Origin of the sequence: Acinetobacter sp. AOR01_HL, assembly GCF_027855455.1 — a bacterium.
GTDB lineage: Bacteria > Pseudomonadota > Gammaproteobacteria > Pseudomonadales > Moraxellaceae > Acinetobacter > Acinetobacter baumannii.
In genome coordinates, this window is sequence record NZ_JAKTIM010000033.1 from 35087 (window position 1) to 61133 (window position 26047).

The 26047-nt window shown below is 40.4% G+C and carries 27 protein-coding genes; 17 read left to right on the forward strand and 10 right to left on the reverse strand.

Translation table 11 applies throughout. The features are described from left to right. Positions 1–26 precede the first annotated feature (26 nt). Positions 27–653, reverse strand: coding sequence for a glutathione transferase (yfcF, locus tag MKL62_RS09940; protein ID WP_005128883.1), 627 nt, complete (start codon positions 651–653; stop codon positions 27–29). Between the two features lie 119 nt (positions 654–772). Continuing rightward, entirely contained in the window at positions 773–1678 is a 906-nt protein-coding gene (locus tag MKL62_RS09945; protein WP_000949917.1) for a LysR family transcriptional regulator, read from the reverse strand. A gap of 110 nt (positions 1679–1788) precedes the next feature. Between MKL62_RS09945 and MKL62_RS09950 the strand changes: the two genes are divergently transcribed. Beyond that, a complete protein-coding gene (locus MKL62_RS09950; RefSeq protein ID WP_000102767.1) occupies positions 1789–2220 on the forward strand; it encodes a CidA/LrgA family protein in 432 nt (143 codons plus the stop codon). Positions 2221–2233: 13 nt separating this feature from the next. Then, positions 2234–2923, forward strand: coding sequence for an LrgB family protein (locus MKL62_RS09955; RefSeq protein ID WP_001028713.1), 690 nt, complete (start codon positions 2234–2236; stop codon positions 2921–2923). A gap of 7 nt (positions 2924–2930) precedes the next feature. On the opposite strand, the gene pdxR is transcribed toward MKL62_RS09955, so the two are convergent. Continuing rightward, positions 2931–4421 (reverse strand): MocR-like pyridoxine biosynthesis transcription factor PdxR, encoded by a 1491-nt coding sequence (gene pdxR / locus MKL62_RS09960; RefSeq protein ID WP_005128880.1) that lies wholly within the window; start codon positions 4419–4421, stop codon positions 2931–2933. A 115-nt stretch (positions 4422–4536) separates the two neighbouring features. Here pdxR and MKL62_RS09965 point away from each other — a divergent pair, with 115 nt between their 5' ends. Both MKL62_RS09965 and MKL62_RS09970 read left to right on the forward strand, forming a co-directional pair. After that, entirely contained in the window at positions 4537–5172 is a 636-nt protein-coding gene (locus MKL62_RS09965) for an FMN-binding negative transcriptional regulator (RefSeq protein WP_000275762.1), read from the forward strand. 42 nt (positions 5173–5214) lie between these two features. After that, the gene (locus MKL62_RS09970) at positions 5215–5808 is read left to right on the forward strand and encodes a GNAT family N-acetyltransferase (RefSeq protein ID WP_000060332.1); all 594 of its coding nucleotides are present in this window, start codon (positions 5215–5217) and stop codon (positions 5806–5808) included. Between the two features lie 7 nt (positions 5809–5815). Here the strand turns inward: MKL62_RS09970 and MKL62_RS09975 are convergent, their stop codons facing one another. Together MKL62_RS09975 and MKL62_RS09980 are read right to left on the reverse strand one after the other, a co-directional pair. Then, positions 5816–7003, reverse strand: a complete 1188-nt coding sequence (locus MKL62_RS09975) for an MFS transporter (RefSeq protein WP_005128879.1) — start codon at positions 7001–7003, stop codon at positions 5816–5818. Positions 7004–7012: 9 nt separating this feature from the next. Continuing rightward, positions 7013–7687 carry a cupin domain-containing protein gene (locus MKL62_RS09980; RefSeq protein WP_005128878.1) on the reverse strand — a complete coding sequence of 225 codons (675 nt, stop codon included), beginning with the start codon at positions 7685–7687 and terminating at the stop codon, positions 7013–7015. 185 nt (positions 7688–7872) lie between these two features. On the opposite strand from MKL62_RS09980, the gene gcvA reads away from it, so the two are divergent. The 10 genes from gcvA (at position 7873) to madM (ending at position 16234) form a co-directional block, all read left to right on the forward strand. Beyond that, positions 7873–8787, forward strand: a complete 915-nt coding sequence (gene gcvA, locus MKL62_RS09985) for a transcriptional regulator GcvA (protein ID WP_005128875.1) — start codon at positions 7873–7875, stop codon at positions 8785–8787. A gap of 108 nt (positions 8788–8895) precedes the next feature. Beyond that, positions 8896–10575 carry a malonate decarboxylase subunit alpha gene (mdcA, locus tag MKL62_RS09990; protein WP_005128873.1) on the forward strand — a complete coding sequence of 560 codons (1680 nt, stop codon included), beginning with the start codon at positions 8896–8898 and terminating at the stop codon, positions 10573–10575. Then, positions 10575–11459 carry a triphosphoribosyl-dephospho-CoA synthase gene (locus MKL62_RS09995; protein ID WP_005128872.1) on the forward strand — a complete coding sequence of 295 codons (885 nt, stop codon included), beginning with the start codon at positions 10575–10577 and terminating at the stop codon, positions 11457–11459. Before mdcA ends, MKL62_RS09995 begins: the two co-directional genes overlap by 1 nt. A gap of 2 nt (positions 11460–11461) precedes the next feature. Beyond that, on the forward strand, positions 11462–11761 hold the full coding sequence (locus tag MKL62_RS10000) for a malonate decarboxylase subunit delta (RefSeq protein WP_000448956.1): 300 nt from the start codon (positions 11462–11464) through the stop codon (positions 11759–11761). Beyond that, on the forward strand, positions 11754–12605 hold the full coding sequence (locus tag MKL62_RS10005) for a biotin-independent malonate decarboxylase subunit beta (RefSeq protein ID WP_000129851.1): 852 nt from the start codon (positions 11754–11756) through the stop codon (positions 12603–12605). Before MKL62_RS10000 ends, MKL62_RS10005 begins: the two co-directional genes overlap by 8 nt. Beyond that, positions 12602–13429, forward strand: a complete 828-nt coding sequence (gene mdcE / locus MKL62_RS10010) for a biotin-independent malonate decarboxylase subunit gamma (RefSeq protein WP_001017586.1) — start codon at positions 12602–12604, stop codon at positions 13427–13429. The genes MKL62_RS10005 and mdcE overlap by 4 nt, the downstream gene beginning before the upstream one ends. After that, a complete protein-coding gene (locus tag MKL62_RS10015; protein ID WP_025470057.1) occupies positions 13420–14028 on the forward strand; it encodes a malonate decarboxylase holo-ACP synthase in 609 nt (202 codons plus the stop codon). Before mdcE ends, MKL62_RS10015 begins: the two co-directional genes overlap by 10 nt. Before the next feature lie 12 nt (positions 14029–14040). Beyond that, complete coding sequence (gene mdcH / locus MKL62_RS10020) at positions 14041–14973, forward strand: malonate decarboxylase subunit epsilon (protein ID WP_005128870.1); 933 nt, start codon at positions 14041–14043, stop codon at positions 14971–14973. A 53-nt stretch (positions 14974–15026) separates the two neighbouring features. Continuing rightward, on the forward strand, positions 15027–15428 hold the full coding sequence (madL, locus tag MKL62_RS10025) for a malonate transporter subunit MadL (RefSeq protein WP_000587899.1): 402 nt from the start codon (positions 15027–15029) through the stop codon (positions 15426–15428). 44 nt (positions 15429–15472) lie between these two features. After that, a complete protein-coding gene (madM, locus tag MKL62_RS10030; protein ID WP_002133212.1) occupies positions 15473–16234 on the forward strand; it encodes a malonate transporter subunit MadM in 762 nt (253 codons plus the stop codon). Positions 16235–16288: 54 nt separating this feature from the next. On the opposite strand, the gene MKL62_RS10035 is transcribed toward madM, so the two are convergent. From MKL62_RS10035 to MKL62_RS10055, 5 genes are all read right to left on the reverse strand, one after another. Then, positions 16289–17206, reverse strand: a complete 918-nt coding sequence (locus MKL62_RS10035) for a LysR family transcriptional regulator (RefSeq protein WP_000401807.1) — start codon at positions 17204–17206, stop codon at positions 16289–16291. A gap of 97 nt (positions 17207–17303) precedes the next feature. After that, positions 17304–18722, reverse strand: a complete 1419-nt coding sequence (locus MKL62_RS10040) for an aminotransferase-like domain-containing protein (RefSeq protein WP_005128868.1) — start codon at positions 18720–18722, stop codon at positions 17304–17306. A gap of 98 nt (positions 18723–18820) precedes the next feature. Continuing rightward, positions 18821–18955, reverse strand: coding sequence for a hypothetical protein (locus tag MKL62_RS10045; RefSeq protein ID WP_005128867.1), 135 nt, complete (start codon positions 18953–18955; stop codon positions 18821–18823). A gap of 14 nt (positions 18956–18969) precedes the next feature. Further along, entirely contained in the window at positions 18970–19974 is a 1005-nt protein-coding gene (cydB, locus tag MKL62_RS10050) for a cytochrome d ubiquinol oxidase subunit II (protein ID WP_000566431.1), read from the reverse strand. Further along, on the reverse strand, positions 19967–21412 hold the full coding sequence (locus MKL62_RS10055) for a cytochrome ubiquinol oxidase subunit I (RefSeq protein ID WP_000052002.1): 1446 nt from the start codon (positions 21410–21412) through the stop codon (positions 19967–19969). Before MKL62_RS10055 ends, cydB begins: the two co-directional genes overlap by 8 nt. A gap of 653 nt (positions 21413–22065) precedes the next feature. Here MKL62_RS10055 and MKL62_RS10060 point away from each other — a divergent pair. The 3 genes from MKL62_RS10060 to MKL62_RS10070 all read left to right on the forward strand — a co-directional run bounded on the left by MKL62_RS10060 (position 22066) and on the right by MKL62_RS10070 (position 25867). Continuing rightward, entirely contained in the window at positions 22066–22884 is an 819-nt protein-coding gene (locus MKL62_RS10060; protein WP_005128866.1) for a hypothetical protein, read from the forward strand. 118 nt (positions 22885–23002) lie between these two features. After that, positions 23003–24298, forward strand: coding sequence for an acyl-CoA dehydrogenase family protein (locus tag MKL62_RS10065; RefSeq protein WP_005128865.1), 1296 nt, complete (start codon positions 23003–23005; stop codon positions 24296–24298). A 177-nt stretch (positions 24299–24475) separates the two neighbouring features. Next, positions 24476–25867 carry an LLM class flavin-dependent oxidoreductase gene (locus MKL62_RS10070; protein ID WP_005128864.1) on the forward strand — a complete coding sequence of 464 codons (1392 nt, stop codon included), beginning with the start codon at positions 24476–24478 and terminating at the stop codon, positions 25865–25867. Positions 25868–26047 lie beyond the last annotated feature (180 nt).

Sequence of the window (26047 nt, forward strand, 5' to 3'; positions counted from 1 at the left end):
CTCATGTTTGGTGTAAATATAAGGGTTTAGTTATGTCGCAAGGCAAGCCATTTTTGTACGCTCGGACGTTGCCATTGCTGTAATGCATAATTTTTTAGGTGCTCTGGTACAGCATCACCATTTTGAATAAGGCGTTGCAACATCAGGGCAAGTTCAGCATCCACAATACTCCATGAACCAAAAAGAAATTCGGCATCAGACGCAAGAAGTTTTTCTGCAACAAAGAAAAGTTTCTCCGCAGCTTTTTTGCCTTCTTCTGAAAGTGGAGTGGACTTGGGCTGAATAAAAATAACATCGGTTGGACGTTCAGTTCTTAGGGCTACTAAGTCCGATCGAAGCCATGCCTGAATTTGTCTTGCTCTTGCGCGTGCTTGAATATCTTTTGGATAAATAGCTGTGTTTGGATAAAGCTCTTCAAGATATTCCAAAATGGCAGAAGATTCTGATAAGGCAAAATCGTTATGCTCAAGTACAGGCACTTTGGCAGTTAATGACTTTTCTACAAAAGATGTTTCAAACTGGCCTTGCTGACCTAAGTTGATGGTTGCTATTTCAAATGGAATTTGTTTTTCGTGTAGTCCTACAAAAACTGTAAATGCATAGGGACTTAGAAATTGTGAATCTGTATACAGCTTAAAATGCTCGTTATTCATTGTTATTGTCCGTGTGATAAACAGATGGGTCTAGTCTAAGTGAGCTAAGCCAAGATTGGGTAGCTTTTTTGTGGAAAAGCTTTATCGGTTTTTGAACTAAGCTATTTCAGTGGTCAACGTTAGGGTTTAATGTGCTGAAAATGTTGACGGACAATGCTAAGCCAAGCTTGTACTGCTGGTGAAACAGGAAGATTCTTTTTCCAAGCCATGACTAAGTGCCACTGAATATTTGGTTTTTCGAGTGGCACTGCTGCAAATAAAGTCGGGTCAAGCATGTCGGTATAATATTGAGGGAGAAGCGCAATTCCCATACGTTGTAACACCATGTCTGCCAAGAGATGCCATTGGCTGGTACGGCAAGCAATGGTTGGGTAAAAACCATGCTGCTTACAAGCATCGAGAATAATACTGTTTAAAGAGAAATTTTCAGGAAACATTAAAAATGATTGGTGTTGTAGCTCTTCTAGATTTATTTTTTTGCGGGTTGCCCAAGTTGCATCACGACGTAAAAGTACCATTAAAGGGTAGTTACATAACTCGATGCTATTAAAAGTTTGTTCATCAAAAGGTTGCAATAAAACACCAACGTCTAGCTCATTATTGAGTAAAGCCTGTTCAATACCGCGTGAACCCACTTCCATAAAAGCTAATTCAATATCTGGCCATTGACGATGAAAGTCAAATAGGGCAGTCGTTAGGAGCTGGGAACCTAAAGGTGGAACGCCAAGTTTTAAAGTACCTGTTTTTAATTGTTGATAGTTTTCTATCTCAAGAAAGATGTTTTGCTCTGCCTGAAGAAGCTCGACCGCATGTTGATAGATACGTTCTCCAATTTCGGTTAATTCAATTTGTCTTTTTCGTCCATGATCGGGTTTAACCAAAAGCTGTACCTGAAGCTGCTCTTCGAGTTGTTGTAATATTTTACTAATGGTGGGCTGAGTCAGATATAACTCTTCAGCAGTACGGGTAAAACTTTTAGTTTTAACCAGAGTAACAAAGCACTGTAATGATTTTAGAGAAAGCATAATAAAGAATAGATTATTCCATTTTGGAATAATATTAACATGAATAATTCATATTTAGCAGGTTTAACCAAGCTAGCATAATAGTGTAGTTAACCATTTAATTTCGAAAAATGAGTACTGAATCTGCTTCTGGAACACCCTCACAACCATCACTGTTCGTGTTAGTTAAACAAATTCTCATTTTGGCTGGATTTTGGTGGATCGGATATCTCTTACACCAAAAACTCGGTGTGCCTGTCTCGGCAGGTATTTTAGGTATGTTTTTATTGCTTTTATGCCTGTTCTTTAAAATTATCAAAATGGATCAGGTGGCAATGGGAGCAACTGTGGTTTTAGGTGAGCTATTACTGTTTTTTGTGCCTGTAGTCGTTGCCGTTGTCCAGTATAAAACCCTGTTTATGACCGAAGGATGGCAAATCGTCTTAAGCATTGCGGTTGGAACCATTTTAGTCATGTTAAGCACTTCACTGACTATTCATTATTACAATCGTTTGAAGGCTTACTTACAGGCTAGAAAACGTCTTCAACATAAGCATATCTAAAGAGCATAATGACATGAATATCTGGTCAATTCTTTGTCTCATCTGGACTTTGGTCGCTTATGTTGTGGCAAAGCGAATCTATCAAAAACATCCAAAACTTTGGTTATCACCCGCAATTAGTGTGCCTGTACTTACCATCATTTTGATGACGATTTTTGGAATTTCATACCAAACTTATTCAGAAGATACCCAGTGGATTGTTAATTTATTAGGTCCTGCAACGGTAGCTTTCGCCATACCGATTTATCGCTATCGGGAAACGATTCGTAAAAACCTCGGAGTTCTTACGATTGCGATTATTGTGGGCATGAGTGTAGGCGTGATGACTGCCTATAAAATGGCGCAGTGGTTCCACTTTAGCCCTGAAGTCACCAACAGTTTGATGGCACGTTCTATTTCAACACCTTTTGCCATGATTTTAGCTGAAGATATTCATGGTTCGGCGGCATTGGTTTCCCTATTTACCGTTATTACCGGTTTGGTCGGTATGATTTGTGGCGATGCAATTTTGGCAATTACTAAAATCCGTTCTAATGTGGCAAATGGTGCCGCCTTTGGTAACGCAGCGCATGGTTTTGGTACAGTCAGAGCACAGCAAAGAAATAGTGAAGAAGGTGTAATTGCCAGTTTAACTATGGTTATTGCAGGTATTTTAATGGTACTCATTGGGCCATTTGCCATTCATCTATGGTTGCTGTTGTAAGGTTTACCTACATTGACTTGGCTTGCTGTTGAATAATCTTTGATAATTTTTTGATAGCTTGTTGCATCAGTTCGGGTTCAAAATCGCCTAAGCCGACAATTAAACCCGAACGTCGCCGCTCTTTTGAAAATGTCGGTGAAATTGCTTTGATGGCAATACCTGCATCGACTGCCGAGCTTGCAACGTCAATATCATTAATATGCTGAGCAAGCCATAACACCATGTGCATGCCTTGATCGCCCGGTTGTAACCAAGCAAACTCTTGAGGTATGTATTTTTCAATCAAGCCAATAATGTATTCACGGACTTCCGCATAGACATTTCGAGTCCGTCGGATATGCCGTTCTAAATAACCCTCTTGAATAAAAGCAGCCAAAACGTGTTGGTCGGCAGCAGGCGGGTGTCTATCAATTAATACTCTAAGCCCACAAAAAGGAGCTACCAGTTCTTTAGGCAACACTGCATAGCCAAGCCTAAGCGATGGAAATAAGACTTTGCTGAAAGTCCCAAGATAAATGACTTGGTCAGGTGCCATGCCTTGTAAAGATGGGAAGGGCTGTCCGTTATAGCGAAGTTCACTGTCATAGTCATCTTCAATGATCCATGCATTTTGCTGTTTTGCCCAAGCTAATAATGCCGTGCGTCTTGCTAGACTCATCGGCATACCCAATGGATATTGGTGAGAGGGTGTTACAAACGCAGCACGCGCTTGTTTAGAAAGTTTAATTCCGGTTTCAACCTGAATGCCTTCTTCATCAACAGGAACACGCACCATTCGAATGTTTTGTACAGTATGCTCAAAAATGGCTGTTGTACCGCGATAAGCCGGATCTTCAACCCAAACTTCATCTTTCGCCTCAAATAAAATTTGGCTGCAAATATAAAGTGATTGCTGAATACCGGGAGTAATCACAATTTGTTCAGGTTCGCAGTGTACAGAACGTGACCGTCGTACATAGTCTGCTATAGCAATTCTTAGTGATAATACACCTTGAGGTTCACCATATCCTGAAGGAACACCTGCACCTCGAGATCTAAATTTATTACCAAACTTACGCCAGATGTCGCTCGGTTGGGTGCGGGCAATGGGAACAGATACTGCAAAAGGGGCATGAGGAAGCGGTTTAAACTCTTTAAGCACTTGAGCATAGGAGAGTGCCGACTTCGTTAAAGGGATTACGCTAGGTGTGGTCTCTTTTTGAGAATGTTGCGGTGTAGTTTTTTTAGCTAAAGCATGAGACACATAGGTGCCCGTTCGTGCTTGAGAGTCAAACACACCTTCAGCTAAAAGCTGATCGTAAGCTTCGATAATCGTTCCGCGAGCGACCCCAAGTGTTTGAGCCAGTTCACGTGAAGAAGGCAACGGATCGCCGGGCTGTAAATCACCACTTTGTACAGCTTCACGCAAAGCTTGGGTCAGTTGAGCACTTATCTTTCCTTGGCTTTTATCAATCTTTGCAATAGACGGAAGTTCCACAACTTTTGCCATTCTTGCCATAATTCTGGTCTACTTAAAAAAATACAAAGTGGTTCTTTTTAATAAACCACATAAACCAGAAAATTTACAACACAAAATATAAATAGCCCTGATATTTACAGCGAGGTTTTTAGCCATGTATATCCCTGATGATTTTGCAGAAAACCGTTTGGATGTATTGCATTCTCTTATTACAGAACATCCATTTGGGGTGCTTTTTACGCATGGAAGTAATGGCTTAGATGCAAATCATCTTCCATTCGAGTTACAAGCAAATGAAGGGAAATTTGGCATGCTACATGCTCATGTGTCACGAAATAATTCTGTTTGGCAGGACATTAAAAATGGAGATGAGGTATTGGTCGTTTTTCAAGCAGGCGATGCGTATATTTCACCAAACTGGTACCCATCCAAACATGAACAGCACAGACAAGTACCCACATGGAACTATAGGGTTGTGCATGCTTATGGCAAAGTGACGATTCGAGATGATGAACGCTATGTTCGTGGTGTAGTGGCTCGTTTAACCCGTACTCATGAAGCATCTCAACCTGAACCATGGAAAATGTCCGATGCACCAAAGGATTATCTTGAACTGATGTTAAAAGCCATTGTAGGTATTGAGATTGAAATTACCAAGCTGCAAGGAAAATCAAAACTTGGGCAAAACAAAGAACGCCGAGACATTTTAGGCGCGGCAGATGGCCTATCGAAATCTGGTCATCAAACTATAGCGAATGCCATGTACAGTGTGGCTGAGTTAAATAAATAATTTTGAAAATATAAAAGCTTAATATCAATTGAGGAGATAAAGATGTCTTTGACTACACCTGTTGAGTTATTGGGTGAACACGTTATTTTAAAGCCGCTAGATGTAACTCAAGCTGAAGCGCTCAAAGAGGCCGTTTGCGATGGGGAACTCTATAATCTTTGGTATACCCGTGTGCCAAGACCTGAACAGATGACTGCTGAAATTGAAAGACGTCTTGATTTGCAAAAATCCGGCTCTATGTTGCCATTTTATATTGAAGACCGAAAAACGGGGCGAGCGCTGGGCATGACAACTTTAATGCATATTGAAGAAGCCCATCGCCGTGTAGAAATTGGCTCAACATGGTATCGAAAGTCTGCACAACGTACGCCTGTAAATACTGAATGTAAAAAGTTATTGTTGGCTCATGCATTTGAGACTTTAAACTGTATTGCGGTTGAGTTACGCACATCTTCTTTAAATGTTCAAAGTCAAGCCGCGATTGTACGCTTGGGTGCAAAGCTAGACGGTGTGCTAAGAAGCCATCAAATTGTGAAAGATGATATTTTGCGGGACACTCATGTTTACAGTATTTTAAAACATGAGTGGCCTGCGGTCCGTCAAAATCTAGAATGGCTATTGAGCAAACCGCGTTAAAAAGAATTTAAACAAACTGCTTTTCTCTTTTTTGGCTTAGCCAGAAGAGAGAAGCTGCGGCAATCACCAACCATGGTATTAACGCTATATTCATTGCTTTCCAGCCAAATAAATCCAGTAAAGCACCTGCGCTAAACGAACAAATCAAACCGACAACAAAAACGGTCATATCGTTAATGGCTTGGGCCTTGGCTTTTTCAGCCACAGAATAAGTTCCTGTGAGTAAAGAAGTACTGCCAATAAATAAAAAGTTCCATCCCACACCTAATAAAATTAAAGAAATAGCAAAAGATGTGAACTGAATACCTGAGAGAGCAAATCCGATATAGCAGGCAAATAATAAAAGACCTGCAAACATGATTTTAAGCACACCAAAGCGAGCAATTAAGTTTCCAGTAAAGAATGAAGGCAGAAACATACCAAGCACATGTAGCTGAATGACTGTCGTAATTGACCCAAGTTCATGGTGTGAATGTCGCATAGCAATTGGTGTGGCAGTCATACCTAAAATCATAATGCCGTAGCCTGTGATTGCACCAAATAAAGCAACTAAATAGGTGGGTTGAAAGACAATCTGTTGCCACGGACGACCAGCAGTAAAGTTGGATTTCTGCTCAACTGTATCGGCAATATGTAGGTTAGATAAAATGCCTATTGCCACAAGTGAGATGATACTAATAATTAAAAATGAACCGATATATTCTAAATGCTGGAATAAAGGTCCGCCGAAGCGTGCTAAAGTCGGGCCAATGAGAGCTGCAACAATTCCACCTGCCATCACCCAAGAAATAGCACGTGAGCGAAACGCATCATTTGCGACTTCACTGGCAGCAAAACGATAAAACTGAGCAAAGGATTGATAGGCCCCGACACATAGCGTGCCTAAGGCTAAAAGGCTAAGTGAACTATAAAAAATTCCGATTGATGCAATAATGCCGCCGAGCACACCTAAAAAAGCACCGAATAGAAAACCGTTACGCCGTCCAATATGTGCCATTAATATTGAGGCCGGAAACATCATCAAGGCTGTACCTAAAAACATAGAGGCGATGGGCAACGTTGAAAGTGTGGGGGTGTTTGCAATATTTGCCCCAGCCAAGCCACCAATGGTCATGACCATGACAGAAACGGTTTGGAAAAGTGATTGGGAACTCGCCAAAATTAATACTTGGCGGTGCATGGTATTTTGAAGCATAAAGAGCCTTTAATTATATTCAGCAATGGCTGAGGCTAGGTGTCCGGTTTTTACATAAAGAGAAGCGCCAGATAAACCCGCTTGAAAATGTGCATGTGTTTTCGGTGGTAGGCGTATCCATGTGCCAGTTTCATAAACTGTTTCTTTATCAACTAATTGACCTTGGGTAATCAAAATTTCGATTCCACCCTCAGCTTTTTCAGTAAAAAGTTGCTGCGGCTTGAGTTTTTCTAAATAAGTGTGTTCATAACTTGCATCAACCAATGTGCAAATTAAACGCGAACCTATTTCTTGCCAGTGTGCTGGGTCGTTGGTATTGATCCGTAAGGTTTGCGTTTCTGACGTAGGAATTTGCATAAGTTTGACAAAAATCAATGTACCTTCTTCACTCGATGGTTGGTGTCCCGACTGATGGGGACTGCGTAAATACCATCCAGCAGGGTAGTGCTGATTTTGATTTTCAGTAAATACGCCTGAAAGTACTAGGATTTCTTCACCATGATGATGTCGATGTTCAGGGAAGGTTGTATGGGGTGCATATTTCACCAAACTGGTTGCACGGGCTACTTCATCGCCAATACGATCGAGCATGACACGATCAACTTCCCCACGGGGAGATTTCACCCAGTGATAGTCTTCAGGTTTGATAATCACAGCCTGTGAAAAATCGGCATGGATCAACATGACTACTCTCCTCCTAAACGCAATTCTCTTTATTCAATAACAAAATAAATAAAGTGAGTGAGCAAGCCTACTCAAGATGTAAAAATTTAATCGTTATGAATAGATTACAGAGCATTTTAGAAATAAAGATTTATAAGTACAAATGAGATAATCTACTTATCCAATAAAGAAAAACTTTAGTGCCTATGAATTCACCAGTTTATTTGAATGCACTTCGTGCTTTTGAAGCCAGCGCACGCCACAAAAGTTTTTCTGCTGCCGCAAAAGAGTTGAATGTGACTCCGGCCGCAGTGGGGCAATTGGTACGTACACTTGAAGATTGGTTAGGTTTTCCTTTATTTCATCGGCAAACTAACGGTAAAAATCGGCTGGTCGCTACTGAACTGGCTGAATCGGTTTTACCAGATATTCGGGCGGGTTTTGATAAGCTCACTTTGGCTTTGGAGAAATTAAAACAAGATTCTCTATCAGGTGTGCTTAATATTGCGGTCAGTCCAGCATTTGCCGAAAAATGGCTATTACCAAGAATTGATCATTTTCAAAAACAATATCCAGATATTGATATTCGTTTAGACATTAACTTGAAAACCGTAGATTTTTTAGAACAAAAAGTCGATGTGGGTGTCAGATATGGTCAAGGACAATGGCAAGGTTTAGAAGCCGTTAAACTTATGGATGAAGAGGTTTATCCGGTATGCTCGCCCGCATTTTTAAATGAACACTCATCGCTCTTAACGCCGAACGATCTAAAAAATATCACTTTAATTCATGACCTTTCGATGGAAAAACATCAACAGTTTCCAAGGTGGCAATCTTGGCTAAAAAGTGTGGGTGTGGATAACATCAATATTCGTCGTGGTATGCAAATTAACAGTTCATCAGCCGTTTTACAGGCTGCAATGGAAGGTCATGGTGTGGCATTAGCACGTAGCGTCATGGCGCAAAAAGATATACAGACTGGACGATTGGTGCGTTTATTTCCTCAAATTCATTTATCTTCGTCATTTTCTTATTATTTGGTGTACCGACCAGAGTATGCAAATTTGCCTAAAGTCAAAATCTGTCTAGATTGGTTTTTTGAAGAAATTCATCGAATATAAATTAATCATTAACCTGAGGTTAATAACTAATGATGTAGGTTGATTGATCGAAACTCCATAACGCGTTTTTATAGATTCAGAACAAAACTGCGATCTATAGGTAAGCACATGGAAGGATCAGTTCAGAATAAAGAACGGTTATGGACAAAGCGGCGTCATGCCAAACAATTAAAACTAGAGATGGCAAACCAATATACCGATGGTGTGGTGATTCCAACTCAAGACATTATTAAAGTTTTGGAAACCTTAATTACACCGGGTGACAAAGTTGTACTCGAAGGGAATAACCAAAAGCAGGCTGATTTTTTATCGCGCTCTTTGGCTCAAACCAATCCAGATATTTTGCATGATTTGCATATGATCATGCCAAGCGTAGGGCGTTCAGAACATCTTGATCTGTTTGAAAAAGGTATTGCGCGTAAGCTCGATTTTTCTTTTGCTGGCCCACAAAGTTTGCGTATTAGTCAGTTAATTGAAGATGGTTTACTAGAGATTGGTGCGATTCATACCTATATCGAGTTGTATTCACGTTTGGTGGTTGATCTTATTCCAAATGTAGTGCTCTCAGCGGGCTTTATGGCAGACCGTCAAGGCAATATCTATACAGGTCCAAGTACCGAAGACTCTCCAGCACTTATTGAACCTGCTGCTTTTAGTGACGGTATCGTGATTGTTCAGGTCAATGAACTGGTCGATGACGTCTCAGAGTTACCCCGTGTCGATATTCCTGCCTCTTGGGTGGATTATGTGGTGGTCGCAGATCAGCCATTTTATATCGAACCGTTATTTACTCGAGACCCGAAACATATCAAGCCAGTGCATGTGCTCATGGCGATGATGGCAATTCGCGGAATTTATGAAAAGCATAATGTGCAATCGTTAAACCATGGTATTGGTTTTAACACTGCGGCAATTGAACTGATTTTACCGACCTATGGTGAGTCTTTAGGATTAAAAGGAAAAATCTGCCGAAACTGGACTCTGAATCCACATCCAACCTTAATTCCAGCGATTGAAACGGGATGGGTTGAAAGCGTGCATTGTTTTGGTACTGAACTCGGTATGGAAAAATATGTTGCTGCTCGTCCCGATGTTTTCTTTACAGGTCGTGATGGCGCTTTACGTTCCAACCGCATGATGTGTCAGCTCGCAGGTCAGTACGCCGTTGATCTATTTATTGGTGCAACTTTGCAAGTTGATGGCATGGGGCATTCTTCGACCGTTACCAAAGGTCGTTTGGCTGGTTTCGGTGGTGCACCAAACATGGGGCATGATCCACGCGGACGTCGTCACGATACACCTGCATGGTTAGATATGCGTTTGCAAGGTGCCAATGAAACCGAAACTTATTTGGCACGTGGTAAAAAGTTAGTTGTTCAAATGGTGGAAACCTTTCAAGAGGGTGGTAAGCCAACTTTTGTAGAACGTCTTGATGCGATTGATGTGGCTAAAACCGCAGGTTTGCCTTTAGCCCCGATCATGATTTATGGCGATGATGTGACCCATTTACTGACCGAAGAAGGCATTGCTTATCTATATAAAGCAAGCAGTCAAGAAGAGCGTCAAGCCATGATTGCTGCGGTGGCAGGTGTGACCAGTATTGGTTTAACTCAAGACCCAAAAACAACAGCACGTTTAAGAAGTGAAGGTCTGGTGGTATTCCCTGAAGATTTAGGTATTCGCCGTACCGATGCCACACGTGAACTTTTAGCGGCGAAAAATATTGCCGACTTGGTGACATGGTCAGATGGTTTATATCAACCACCTGCAAAATTCAGGAGTTGGTAATGATGGCACAAGTACAATATCAAACATTTAGCGATAGTCAGCTTTTAGCAGATATGGCGGTCGAGGCTTTAATTGATGAAGTTAATCTGACGCCTAAACCAGCCTTGGTAGATCGCCGTGGCAGTGGTGCACATGATGACCTGACTTTGGAATTAATGGAGCGCTCTGCGAAAAGTTTAGGACCCATGTTTGAAGCGATGGCTCAAGCTGCGAAGCATTACGGAAAAGTTTGTCTGGCCTTACGCGAAGACATTGGAGAAATTGGCCGCCAAGGTGAAAAGACCATGATGTTGGCGACAAATGGTGTCAACACACATCGCGGTGCAATTTGGGCATTAGGGTTAATGGTTACCGCAGCAGCATTAGCGCACACGAATCAACAGTACTTTTCTGCTGTTGAGCTATGCCAGTTAGCAGGCCAGATTGCTCAGTTTGAAGATCGCTTTATTCCAAAGCAGGCTTTAAGTCATGGTCAGCAAGTACAAAAGAAATTAGGCATCTTAGGTGCCAAGGAACAGGCACAACAAGGCTTTCCAACTATTGTGAATTTTGGGTTAAAGCAACTTTATCAAAGTCGTAGTAAACCCATGAAAGAAGAGTTTGCTCGCTTAGATGCCTTACTTGCCATGATGACAGATTTGACCGATACCTGTGTGCTTTATCGCTCTGGCACATCTGGTTTAAAGCGTATGCAACAAGGTGCTCAGCAAGTATTGGATTTGGGTGGCAGTTCAAGCTTAGAAGGTCGACGTGCTTTGCATCTTTTAGAGATTGACCTGCTTCGGATGAAGGCGTCTGCTGGTGGTGCCGCAGATTTGTTGGCAGCAACCTTGTTTATAGATCGTGTTGAGCAGTCATCTGTGAAAAATAAAAAGGGATTTTGATTATGGAAACACTTCATTTTGAATTTGTGGCCACAGAGCCACCTGTAAAAAAAGCATTGGTAGGATGTGTTGGTTCAGGTGATTTAGAAATTTTGATGGAACCTGGTGAAACTGGAAAAGCTTCTATTCAAGTGGTGACTTCGGTAGATGGCAGTGCAGCACGTTGGCACAATCTTTTTGAACGAATTTTTACTGCGCAAATACCGCCAGCGGTCAATATTGATATTCATGACTTTGGTGCAACTCCTGGTGTCGTTCGCTTACGACTGGAACAAGCATTGGAGGAGATTGCTCATGACTGATATTCAGAGTTTGTTAAATAAACAAGATTTTATTGAGCTGAGTGCGAGAGAGCGTGCTAAAGCATTATTAGATGAAGGGACTTTTCGAGAGTTGCTCGACCCATTTGCCCGTGTTATGTCGCCTTGGCTCGTTAAACAGAATATTGTGCCGCAAGCCGATGATGGCGTGGTGATTGCAAAAGGATCTATTCAAGAACGCCCAGTGGTTTTAATTTCTATTGAAGGCTTATTTCAAGGTGGCAGTTTAGGTGAGGTGGGCGGTGCCAAAATTGGGGGTGCCTTAGAACTTGCGGTTGAAGACAATCTAAAAGGCATTCCAACAGCTGCAATTTTATTGTTGGAAACGGGTGGCGTTCGTTTACAAGAAGCAAATCTGGGTTTGGCTGCAATTGCTGAGATTCAAGCTGCAATTGTGAATTTACGGCAGTATCAACCCGTGATTGCCGTGGTTGCTGGTAGTGTAGGGTGTTTTGGCGGTATGTCAATTGCAGCTGGACTATGTAGCTATATTGTAATGACACAAGAAGGACGTTTAGGTCTAAATGGCCCCCAAGTGATAGAACAAGAAGCTGGTGTACAAGAATATAACGCCAAAGATCGTCCATTTATATGGAGTATTACTGGCGGGAACCAACGGTTTGCTAGTGGTTTGGCAGATGCTTATGTAGACGATGATCGCCAGAAAATTCGTCAGCGAGTCATCGATTATTTAACTCAAGGCGTACCTCATCAGCATCGTAGTTCAAATTACTCATTCTATTTAGAAAAGCTACAACAAGTTGATACTGCTGAGCAGATTACCCCAGCACAAGTTCAAGCTTTGTATCAAGGAGAGCAAGCATGAATATCGCCGTTGATACATTAAAAGCATCTACTCGTGGTGCACATTGGTTTAAAGCACTCACGCAGGGCTTTAAAACAGTTGAAGGTTTTCCAGCTTCGATTTGGGTGGCTGATGGTCAGCTTGATCAGCAAGCGGTACGTGTGATTGCCGTTGTTCAAGACAGCAATAATCTGTTCCCTCGAGCAAAACAAGGGGAAGTTGGATTATTAGAAGGCTGGAGTTTAGCAAAAGCAGTTAATGAAGTGATTCAAGCTGATATTCATTCGGAAACTAAACGCGCTATTTTATGTTTAGTTGATGTTCCAAGTCAGGCCTATGGGCGCCGCGAAGAATTATTAGGTATTCATCAAGCTTTAGCGGGTGCAGTAGATAGCTATGCTAGAGCCAGATTGGCAGGTCATCCTATTGTGAGTTTATTGGTTGGTAAGTCGATGTCTGGTGCTTTCTTGGCGCATGGATACCAAGCCAATCGTATTATTGCCTTAAAAGATTCAGGTGTTATGGTGCATGCAATGGGTAAGGAATCTGCTGCACGCGTTACCTTACGGTCGGTTGATGAGTTAGAGCAATTGGCCTCAAGCATTCCACCAATGGCTTATGACATTGAAAGTTATGCCACGCTTGGTTTGTTATCTGAACTGTTATCTGTTGAAAACCCTGAACAACCGACAAACGATGATCTTTTGTTAGCGAAACAGGCAATTGCTCAAGCGTTTAAAGAAATTAATGCTGAGCAATCGAGAGGACTGGAACAAAGACTGCATGGCCAAAACCGTCAAATGTCTAAAAAGGTCCGTGAATTATTGCGTGAGCAATGGTTATGAAACTTAAGCTCGAAGCCCATGATTTGTTGTGGGGTATGACGGTCGATTGCTTGGCTGATGATGCTCCGCATTGGGTGAGAGAGGTATTGCAACGTGGTGATCCTGTTGTGGTTCGACGGGCAATTACTCCTGTAGATCAGGTGGCTGTGGGTGTAAGAGGACAACTTCGCTATCAACGATATGCAGCTCAAATGCCAAGATCTTTAATTAGCAGACAGCTTAAGCCAGAAGCGCTGACTCGCGTAGACACGCAACAGTTTGAGCACTTGGCAGAACGTTTACAGAGCATTTCCAGCATTATGAAAAACTTTTCAGAATGTTGGGGATATACAGGAAGTTTCGGGTTTGAACTGGCAACGGGCATTAAAACAGTATCCCAGCAAAGTGACATAGATTTGTTGATTCGAGCTGAACAACCTTTTGCTAAAAAGCAGGCGATTGAGCTACTCGAAAATTTTCAGCAAGCAGGGCTGAATGTGGATATACAGCTTCAACTTCCACAAGGCGGTTTGGCATTAAAAGAATGGGCAAGGAATAGCAGAAAAGTTCTATTAAAACGTCCTGATGGTGCTGTTTTATTAGAAAACCCATGGAATTAGGGAATAGATATCATGGCTTCAATTTGGGTATATCCGGGACAAGGTGTGCAACGAAGCAATATGTTACACGACTTAGCTCAAACAGCTCTAGCTAAAGAGTACCTTGAGCGTGCATCGGATGCACTCAAAGAAGATGTCTTGATGCTAGATAGTCTGGCTGCATTGCAATCGACACGTGCAGTACAGCTTTGTTTACTGATTTCAGGTGTGGTGAGTTCAGCCTTATTAACAGCGGAAAACTTAACACCAGATTATGTTGCGGGCTTATCAATCGGTGCATGGTCAGCGGCGGTTGTAGCGGGAGTTTTATCCTATGAAGATGCTATTCGTTTGGTTGCCTATCGCGGCGAGCTCATGCAAAACGCCTATCCGGTTGGCTATGGTATGACCGCCTTGATTGGTGCAGATCGTGCAACTGTTGAAACATGGGTCAAACAGATTTATGAAATAACGCCAGAGGTTTTTGTCGCAAATATTAATGCACATAACCAGATCGTTATTTCAGGAAGCTTTGAAGCCATGAACCAAGTTGCTGCTTTAGCAAAGCAACAAGGCGTGATGGCAAAAAAATTAGATGTATCGGTGCCATCGCACTGTGAATTATTAAGTCAGCAAGCAAAGCAACTTGCAGTGTCTATGGAGGGAGTGACTTTAAAGCAGCCTAAAATACGTTATTTAAGTGGTACAACGGCTCGTACACTTGGCAGGCCAGAACAGATTGGTGATGATTTGGCTTTTAATATGAGCCGAACTGTAGATTGGGAAAGTACTATCCAAGCTGCATGGGAGCGAGGTGTAAGGTTGCAGATCGAAGCTTTGCCGGGAACGGTACTTACTACGCTTGCACGTCGAACATTTAAAGAAGGAACTGTATTGTCATTTCAGGGAACACGTTTAGACAGCATTCAGTTAGCAATGCAAAACGAAAATAATGTTTCTTTGTAATTACAATACAAATTAAAAATTGAGTAATAACCCAAGGATATGAGGGATTTACAATGATTATATATGGAACAGCAATATTAGCGATCTGCCATTTATTAGGCGACTATCTTGGTAACACCTTAGGCATGCTATTAGGTGTTAAAGCGAATGTCGGTGGCGTTGCTATTTCAATGATTCTCTTAATTTTGTCTAAAGAATTGTTGGCAAGAAAAGGTTACTTACCTCAAGTCACACAATTTGGCGTTTTATATTGGTCTGGTATGTATATTCCGATCGTTGTTGCGATGTCAGCAGGTCAAAATGTCGTTGCAGCATTATCGGGTGGCATGTTAGGGCTGATTGTCTCTATTGCATCGTTAATTGGCACGGTTTTAGTCATCCGTTATTTAAATAGAATTAGTGGCGACTATGAAACTTATGAATGGACGTTAGAAAGTAAGGAAAAAATAGCCTAAGCAAATATAAACTACAAAAAGTTCAATCAAAAAGGAATTAAATGATGGACGCTATAATTGCTGTGTTATCAAAAAATGCATTAGTTACTGCTCTTGCAGTAACGGGTTTAATGATGTTCGTTTCCCATCTACTATCAAAATATTTGACGAAAGGAAAGCTACAAAGCTCTGCAATCGCGATTACTTTAGGTTTAGTTGTTGCTTACTTTGCAGGAGTTTATACGCAGGGAACCAAAGGTGTTTCGGACATCGCTATTTTTTCTGGTTTTGCGCTGTTGGGCGGAGCCATGATTCGTGATTTAGCTATCGCTTCAACTGCATTTGAAGTTGATGTTAAAGAAGTCAAGAAAGCAGGCAAAATTGGTCTCATTGCATTAATGCTTGGTTGCGTTGTGCCTTTTGCAATTGGGGTTCTGGTCGCATGGGGCATGGGGTATCGAGATCCCATTTCTATGACAACGATCGGTGCAGGCGCAATGACTTATATTGTCGGTCCAATTACAGGAACCGCAATTGGCGCAAGCTCTGATGTGATCGCACTTTCTATTGCGATTGGATTAATCAAGTCAGTTTTCTTTATGGTAGGGACGCCACTGCTTGCGAAATTTATGTATCTAAAAAGTCCACGCTCTGCCATGGTCTTTGGCGGTTTGGCAGGAACAACCAGTGGCACCGCAGCGGGCCTAGCTGGCACTGATGTTCGATTGGTACCTTATGGCGCTTTAGTTGCAACCTTTTATACAGGACTAGGGTGCTTACTTGGACCTTCTGTCTTCTTCTTAACGGTTAATGCGATTTTTGGATAAATTTTTGAAAATCGCACAACGGCAACTCATTATTCTTTAATAAGTTGCCGATATCTATCTTTTAAAATTAGAGGCAAACATTCGACATTCAGCAATGAGAGCAAGTAAGTTTGGGTCACGTTCTTTACTTTTTAAAAAGACCAGACCAATTTCTTGTTGCATGTGGTATTGCTGTTTTAGAGGAATAAGTTTTACCGAACTTTCATAAACCGCAGAAATACGGCCAGGTAATAGTGCGAAACCTACACCTGAGCTAACCATACTAATTAAGGTAAAAATATCATTGACCTGCAAAGCAACTTTAGGTGAAAAACCGGCTTTTTTAAAAATGATGTCGCTGTCGTTATGAGTTGCAAAACCCTTGGTTAAAGTTAAAAAAGTTTCTTCTTTTAAAAGGCTTAAATCAATATCTTTAAACTCAGCATATTTTGAATCTTTATTGACTGCCAGAAAGATATCGTCTGAAAACATCGGCAAAATTTCAAAGTCATCATCTTGAGTGGTTTCATTTAAAGCTACAATGATTGCATCCAGCTCAGTTGCTTTGAGCTTTTTCACCAAATCCTGATTTGAACTCAGCAACAGTTGAATATCAAGCTCACTACGTCTGAGTTTAAGACCGCTAATCACATTTGGAATCGTATTTACAGTCAAAGAATAAAGTGAACCTAAATGTAAAACCTTGGCTGCAAAGCCAGCGGCTTCTCTGGTTTTATTTACGGTAATAAAAATGTCTTGTACGATTTTTTGCGCCCGTTCTTCAAATACATAAGCACTTTTTAAAGGAATGAGGTTACGGCCTTCATTTTTAAAAAGAGGACAACGTAAAGCGCTTTCTAAAGAGTGTAGTGCTTTATGAACACTGACATTACTCAGTTGCATTTCTGCCGCGGTTTTAGACAAGTTGCCACAGCGCATAAAGGCCAAAAAAATCTGTATTTTTTTAAGAGTCAGTTCTTCATCTATTTCCATATTAACATCCAGATATTCTTACCCTTAAAATCGCGCTTTAAGATGAAACTATCATAAATTAAATACTTTAAAATTGTGCTTAGGTCGAAGCATCACTTTACAGGCTTGCTTCGACCCTTTGTTGAATGGTTTTGATGACTTGATCTAAAGCAGCTTGAATTTTTTCGTTCCAATCAAAAGAACAATTGATTCTTAAATAATGTTGCTGTGCGGGTAAGACACTAAAGAGTGGGCTTGGCGCAACACCAATATCTTGTTGGATGAGTTCTTCATAAATTTGCATGCTATCGAGTTTATGAGGCAATTTAACCCATAGAAAATAACCGCTTGGGTAATAATAAATCTCGCAGATCGCGGGCAGATGTTGCTTTAAATAGTGGTAAAACTGCTTTTTATAACGTTCAAGTGAAAGTCTAAGTGTGCGCAAATGCTTTTCATAATGATGATGAGACAAGAACTCAACCAAGGCATTTTGGATGAGTGCATTCACTGAAATAGTACTCATGAGCTGTAAGTGTTGGATATGGTCCGAAAATTTACCCGCATAGACCCAACCTACCCGAAAACCTGCCCCTAAAGTTTTAGAAAATGAAGAGCAGTGCAGTACCAGATTTTGTTGGTCAAAGTACTTCATCGAAAGTGGTTTTTGCCCGCCATAATAAAGCTCTTCATAGACATCATCTTCAATTAAGTAAATTTGGTGTTCATGAAGCAGTTTGGCAATTTTATATTTAATCTCATCACTGACCGTAAACCCAATCGGATTATGGCTATTTAACATGAGCCAACATACTTTAATTGGATATGTATGAATAACCTGCTCAAAAGCCTCTAGGTCAAAACCATGTTGTGGATGTTCGGGAATGGTAATGACCTTAAGCCCTAAACGTTCAGCAGCCTGCCAAGCACCGTAAAACACGGTTTGTTGCAATAGAATATAGTCACCCGGTTTGGCTACTGCTTGTAAAGAAAGATTGAGTGCATCTAATCCTCCAGATGTAATGACAATGTCATCTGGATCGGTCTGTATGCCTTGCATACAGTAGCGCTGAGCAATTAGTTTTCTTAACGCTAAATTACCGGGAGGTAGGCTTGCTGTCTGGTCATAGCTTTGCCTTTGCCGTGCAAGTTGCCCCATAATTTGAATAAGTTTGGGAGCAGCTAAAAGTTGACTATCAGGGAAAGCTGAACCAAAAGGCACAACAGACTCATGTTGAATCGATTTAAGGTATTTAAAAACTAAAGAATTAATTTCAATTTTAGAATTGAGTGAAACGACCGAATATTGTTCCAGTGGTTTTAGTGCAATTTGCTCGGCAACAAAATATCCCGATTTTTCTTTTGAATAGATCAGACCTTGTGATTCAAGCTCCTGATAAGCATTCATCACAGTCATTAAACTAAAACCAGAACGTTGGACCTGATCTCTTAATGAAGGTAATTTCTCATGTGCATTTAAAGTGCCGCTTTCAATAAGTTGGCGAATGCTATGAGCGAGTTGTTCTGATTTATACATGTATGGGCTGCACGAAATAACAAAATAAAAGATGCACTGAGCCAATAATAAATGCCGCTTGCAGAATCTACAAACGGCATTTGTTTATAAGGATGGGTTTACTTTAAGTAAGGGGCAGCATAAATCAATATCACTTTAAACAAACTCGCAATTACAGCTAAGGCTAAAAAACCACCAAGCCATAACAGAATAAACCATTGGGTTTGACTGAGTTTAACTGACGACTTTTTCATAACACCCTCGTACCTTAATGATAACCTTCATCACCTACACGAACTTTGTCACGGAATACCCAGTAAGACACAATGGTGTAAGTAATAATGATTGGAATCAAAATAAGCGCACCCACTAAAGCAAACATTTGGCTGGAATGAGGCGCTGCCGCTTGCCAAATCGTAACTGATGGTGGAATGATATTTGGCCACAAACTAATTACAAAACCAGTAAAGGCAAGGAAGACCAATGCCAAGGTATATATAAATGGTTTGTGATCTTGCTGTTTTTTACATGCCGATAAAATCAGGCCAACAAACAATAAGACCAAAATAGGCACTGGACTAAAATAGAACAGATTTGGTAAAGAGAACCAACGATCGGCAATTTCGGGGTGTGTTAACGGCGTATATAAGCTGACGGCACCAAAGATAATGAGCAGCGCAATAATTAACTTTGGCATCAGCTCATACATACGTTGCTGCAAGCCTTTTTCAGTTTTTAAAATGAGCCAACCACAGCCTAAAGTGGCATACATGGCAACTACACCAATACCTGTGAAAATGGAGAATGCAGTAAGCCAGTCAAAAGGGCCACCGGCAAAAATACCGTTTTCGGTTTTAATCCCTTGAATATAGGCCCCTAAAATAATCCCTTGGAGGAAGCTCGTTAAAACTGAACCCCAAATAAAAGCTAAGTCCCAAAGGTGTTTGGTCCGATGAGCTTTAAAACGGAATTCAAAAGCAACTCCACGGAAAATCAAGGCAATGACCATGAAAATAATAGGCAGGTAGAGCGCAGATAAAACCGTAGAATAGACCAGCGGGAAGGCTGCATACAGGCCAGCACCCCCAAGTACCATCCAGGTTTCATTACCATCCCAGACAGGAGCGACGGTATTCATCATCACGTCACGTTCTTGGCTATTCTTAATGAAGGGGAACATAATCCCGATTCCTAAGTCAAAGCCATCCATGACCACGTAAATTAAAACACCTAAACCGATAATACCGACCCATATTAAAGAAAGATCAATCATGACGGTTCTCCCCAGAGTTTTGTTTGCTGTCAATATTTTCATCAACTGCACTAAGTGGACGCATCGGTGTTTTAAAGTGTCCTACGCCGCCTGCTTCCATATTTGGCGTGTCGATAAATACAGGGCCTTTATTAATGAGTTTTAAGGTGTAGTAAATTCCACTACCAAAAACGATGGTATACACCACCACAAAAATAAAGAGACTTAGACCCACCTGATCTGCTGAAACAGTATGTGATAAACCATCTTTGGTTCGCATAATGCCATATACCACCCAAGGTTGACGGCCTACTTCGGTAGTAATCCATCCAGCCAACATTGCCACATAGCCTGCAGGCCCCATCACTACAGCAAATTTATGAAACCATGATGTTTCATAGAGTTTTCCTCTTTTACGTAACCAAAGAGCAATGAGTGATAAGGTGACCATAAGGACGCCAAGACCCACCATGACACGGAAACTCCAGAAAATAATGGTCGAGTTTGGACGGTCTTCAGGTGCGAATTCTTTTAAGCCAGTCACTTGCCCATCTAAACTGTGAGTCAAAATTAAGCTACCCAAATATGGAACGCCCACTTCAAAGTGATTTCGTTCTTCTTTCATATCCGGTATGGCAAATAACAGTAGAGGCATAGGCTCGTTATGATTGGTTTCCCAGTGACCTTCCATTGCAGCAAGTTTGGCAGGCTGATGCTCACGAGTATTTAAACCGTGGTTATCACCAATCACCACTTGTAAACAAGAAGTCACAAGCACCATCCATAAACCCATCGAGAATGATTTTTTCACCAATTCATCACGACGGCCTTTCACCAAGTGCCAAGCAGATGTCCCCACTACCAATAAAGATGAAACCAAGAAGGCAGCAGCACCCATATGTGCAAAGCGGTAAGGGAAGGACGGGTTGAAGACAATAGCTAGCCAGTCTTTTGGCACAATAATGCCATTTTCGATGGCAAAACCTTGCGGCGTTTGCATCCAGCTATTGGAAGATAGAATCCAGAACATGGAAATACATGTTCCGATGGCAACCATAAGCGTTGCAAAGAAATGGGCTCTAGGACCAACACGGCCCCAACCAAATAGCATGATTCCTAAGAAACCCGCTTCTAAGAAGAAGGCACTCAAGACTTCATAGGTAAGTAAAGGACCAGTAATGCTTCCTGCTACTCGTGAAAACTCACTCCAGTTGGTACCAAACTGGTAACTCATCACGACACCGGAAACAACTCCCATACCAAACGCAACGGCAAAGATCTTAATCCAGTATTTAAATAGATCTTTATAAATAGGGTTTTGCGTTCTTAACCATTTCCATTCCAAAACTGCCAAAAAACAGGCAAGTCCAATAGAGGTGGCCGGAAAAATAATATGGAAGGATACTGTAAAAGCAAATTGTATTCGTGCTAATTCTAAAGCGGTTAGACCGAGGCTCATAAACTTTCCCCCTGTGAACTAGCTGATGATGATTAAATGAATTAAATACTTAATTTCAGGCAAAAAAGTACTTTGGCAATTAAGCTTACTTCTGTGATAAATGTTCTTAGCAAGTAAAGTGCCAACAGGGTAAAGCAACATAATTGCTTGATATTTCAAGAGAATAGAACGATTGATTGTTCTCAATCTGTTAACAAAGTTTAGGCTTGATGTTGCATTTGTAAAAATACATGTTGCATTGAAACATTGATGAAATATCTGGCGATATGCAATAGATCGTCTCATGAAAACTACCTACCTTAAGAAGTTTTCTTAATCATGCACTCACTGTATTTGTATATGTAGATACAGAAATTTTTTATAAAACTATAACAGTTAAACCGTGTTTTGATAGCGTGCTATAGTTTTTTTTCAATCATCTGTAGCTATATATCCAGTCCTCTAAAGTTCAAAATAAAAATGAACAGGATTTACCGCCAACCTAAATCAACTTTCAAGACTCAATGTGAACGCTGTTTTAGATTTTATATAAGTACATGATAGTGTTCTTCTTTTCTATTCCATTGTTGTTTTGTGTAGGGTCTGGTTGTTGCGTGTTTCTTAAAGACCTAAGTGTAAGTGTAGCGCTTCTAAAATAGCTTGGATGTTAAAAAATGTTTATCACTTCTCAACTGAACATTATTCATAAAATTATTAAAAATCAGTCTATTTCCACCTTGGTAATAGATCAGTTGGAACAGACTTATGTGAATCTTGAAGCAACCTTACTTAGAGCGAAAGTACTCAGGGATTTTTCTAAAACTCAAACCGTGTATTTAATTCAGTCTCACATTGAGCCACAGCAAAGCAGTTTGGCTTATCTATTCTCGCCATTTATTTTTGCAAACTTAAACAAAGCAGCCATTTATACAACACCGGCGACTCCACCTGCGCTAAATATCCTTAATAAATACTATCAAGCTGACAAGAAGGTCGTATTTAAGGTAGACGAAGTTTTAGAAAGCCTAAAAATATATCTAGATTTAGAACTAATAGAGATGGGAGAAGCTGAATTTATTTATTTAAATTTAATTAAAGCATTATGTCGAAGTGATATCTCTACAGTTTTTTTAATTACCCATTTAGAGCTTGATTTAGAGGCTTTAAAGCAACTTGAACAGTTCTTAAAAATAAAAATTCATTGGGTAAAAGTCGTAAAAGATGAGGGTCTAAAAGACTTGGATCAGTTGGATATGCGTAAATTATTATTTAAAAATAAGGATGAAACGCATGTTCAATTATGCGCTCTGTTTGCTCAAATGAATGCAGCACTGGTCGGCCTATGCGATATCTTTACTGTCAATCAAATGACACACTTAATTGATGACATGTTTTACTCAGAGCATATTTTCGAAAAACTTTCTGTCTATTCAGAATATATGCAAACCTTATTGCAAAGTCAGCATAGTCTTCACAAAAAACAAATTGCTTAGCAATGCCATGCTTTTGATTGGTGTTATATCAAGATTGAATACTGTTATAAAAAAATAATCGTTTTCATGTGAAATAAATATTTTATGGTAAAAGCAAAGCAATATTGGTTTTACTTACATGACAAATTTAAATTTTGAGCATCATCTCGGTTCATTAACTCACGCTGCACTGAGTCAGGCTTCAATCATTTCGCGGGTATGGGGTGAAGGACCTTCTGAACGGTATGATGAATTGGCAAGTAACTTCAGACCGACTTTTGCCCGTATTAAAGAAGGGGCTTTAATCCGTGAGCAGCAACATATTTTGCCGTATGAACAACTTCAGTGGCTCAAAGATATTGGTTTTACACGGTTACGACTTCCTAAAGCTCATGGTGGTTTTGATGCAACTATTCCTGAACTATTTGCATTGCTCATTGAACTTGCAGAAGCCGACTCAAACTTACCGCAAGCTTTGCGTGTGCATTTTGGTTTTACTGAAGATGTCTTGGTGAGTAAAGATAAGGCGTTTCAACAGCGTTGGCTTAACCGAATTGCCAATGGCGAAACAGTGGGTAGTGCATGGTCTGAAGGCGGGAAAGAGTCAATCGATCAGTTTGAAACGCACTTATATCGAGATAGTGACGGAAAAATTCGCGTTAAAGGCAAAAAATACTACACCACAGGGAGCCTATATGCAGACTGGGTGGATGTTGGGGTAACAGATTTAAAAGGAGAGTCTGGCTCAGTTGTTGTTCGCCGTGAAGATGAAGGTGTCGAAATTGTCGATGACTGGAATGGCTTTGGACAGCAGCTTACTGCAAGTGGTACGGCATATTTCCACGATGTATTGGTTGATGAAGCTGAAATTTTACCTGACGATGACCGTTTTAAATATTCGGCGGCTTACTATCAACTGGTTCAACTGGCAATCATTACAGGTCTAGGGCGTGCTGCAACCTATGATGTTTCTCAAGCTGTTGCTAAACGTACCCGAAACTACACGCATGCAAATGCTCAATTTGTAAAACAGGATCCGCAAATTTTACAAGTAGTAGGCCAAATCCGTGGTGCGGCTTACAGTGCAGGAGCGATTGTTGAAAAAGTAGCACAAAGCTTACAACGTGCTTACTTAGCTGCATTTCAAAATAATGAGCAGCTTGAAGAGGAGCAAAATGCACTTGCCGAACTTGAAAGTGCGCAGTCTCAAACGGTAATTACCGATCTAATTTTAAATGCTTCTACGATTTTATTTGACGCTTTAGGTGCTTCTGCAACGGACAAAGATTTAGGCCTAGATCGATACTGGCGTAACGTACGAACTTTAGCTTCACATAACCCGAGAGTATTTAAAAATCGAATTATTGGTGATTTTAGTGTAAACGGCACATTACCACCTTATCAATGGCGTATTGGTGAAGTAGCTAAACAATAATTGATAATCATAGATATTAAGCTGCTATTTTTAGTGGCTTAATATTATTTTGATTGTTTAAATTAAATTATAAAAATCTATTAGAATAAAATCATATTTTGTTTGGGGTATATATTATAAAGAAAACATAAAAATTGCTTTAGTATAAAAATTAAATAAAATGCTGGCGAATATTTTATGACTAAGAAAATTAGTTTTAATGCTTTTGAAATGAATTGTATTGCTCACCAATCTCCTGGATTATGGCGACATCCTCAAGATCGATCTGTTGAATATAAAGATTTAGAATATTGGACAGATTTAGCACAAATTCTTGAGCGTGGTTTTTTTGACGGTATTTTTATTGCAGATGTACTCGGTATTTATGACGTTTATCATCAAAGTGCTGAATATGCCTTAACAGGTGCAGTACAAGTTCCGGTCAATGATCCGCTACAGATTGTGCCAGCGATGGCCGCAGTCACAAAGCACTTGGGTTTTGGTGTCACGACCTCTATTTCCTTTGAACATCCGTATCCTTTTGCTAGACGTATTAGCACGCTAGACCATTTAACCAAAGGGCGAGTTGGATGGAATATCGTGACGTCTTATTTAGAAAGTGGTTCGAAAAACTTGGGCCTAAAAACTCAGGTCAACCATGACAATCGTTATGATATTGCCGATGAATATTTAGAAGTCCTTTACAAACTTTGGGAAGGTTCTTGGGAAGAAGGTTCGGTAGTTCGTGACCGTGAAAGCGGTATCTTTGCTGACCATAAAAAAGTGCATCCAATTCAGCATGAAGGTAAATACTTTACTGTACCGGGCATCCATATTTGTGAGCCATCACCGCAGCGAACACCAGTACTCTACCAAGCAGGGGCATCTTCACGTGGGCAGAAGTTTGCCAGTCAAAATGCCGAGTGTGTATTTATTGCAGCGCCTTCTAAAATTGCCACTAAAAAAGTGGTGCAGGGCATTCGCCAGAAATTGGCTCAGGAAGGCCGCGATCCGTACTCTGTTAAAATTTATGCGCTTTTGTCGATTGTCACTGATGAAACCGATGCAAAAGCACAGGCTAAGTTTAAAGAATATCAAAGCTATGGAAGCTATGATGGTGCTTTAACCTTGCTGTCTGGCTGGTCGGGTGTTGATTTTTCACAATATCAACCCACCGATAAAGTTGAATATATTCAAACCAATGCCATTCAATCTTTATTAGATTCTTATGTAAATGCAGATCCAGAACGTGTCTGGACCATTGAAGAAATTGCAAACTGGAACAGCTTAGGCGGTAATGGACCTGTGTTAGTGGGTTCGGCAGAAACAGTTTCAGATGCTTTACAACAATGGGTTGAAGATACCGATATTGATGGCTTTAACCTTGCCTATATTTTGGCTCATCAAACCTTTGCCGATGTGGTCGAATTTATTGTTCCAGAGTTGCAAAAACGAGGGGTATATCAAACCTCATATACACAAGGAACTTTACGAGAAAAATTATTTGGTGCTGGGCCATATTTACCTGAAAATCACCGCGGTGCAAAATATCGTAATCTAAAAGAATTAAAACTTGCTCAGGCGAGTTAATATTTTAGGAAGTCTTTAAATAAATAGCTGGTTAAATGCCAGCTTTTATTTTGTCTTTTATATCGGTTTTACTGCTGAGTTAATAATGAAAAGATAATTCTATAATTGAGATTAAAACATCAGATTAATTTGTTTTTGTATTATGTGAATAATCATTATTTTGTTTCTGTGATTAAAATT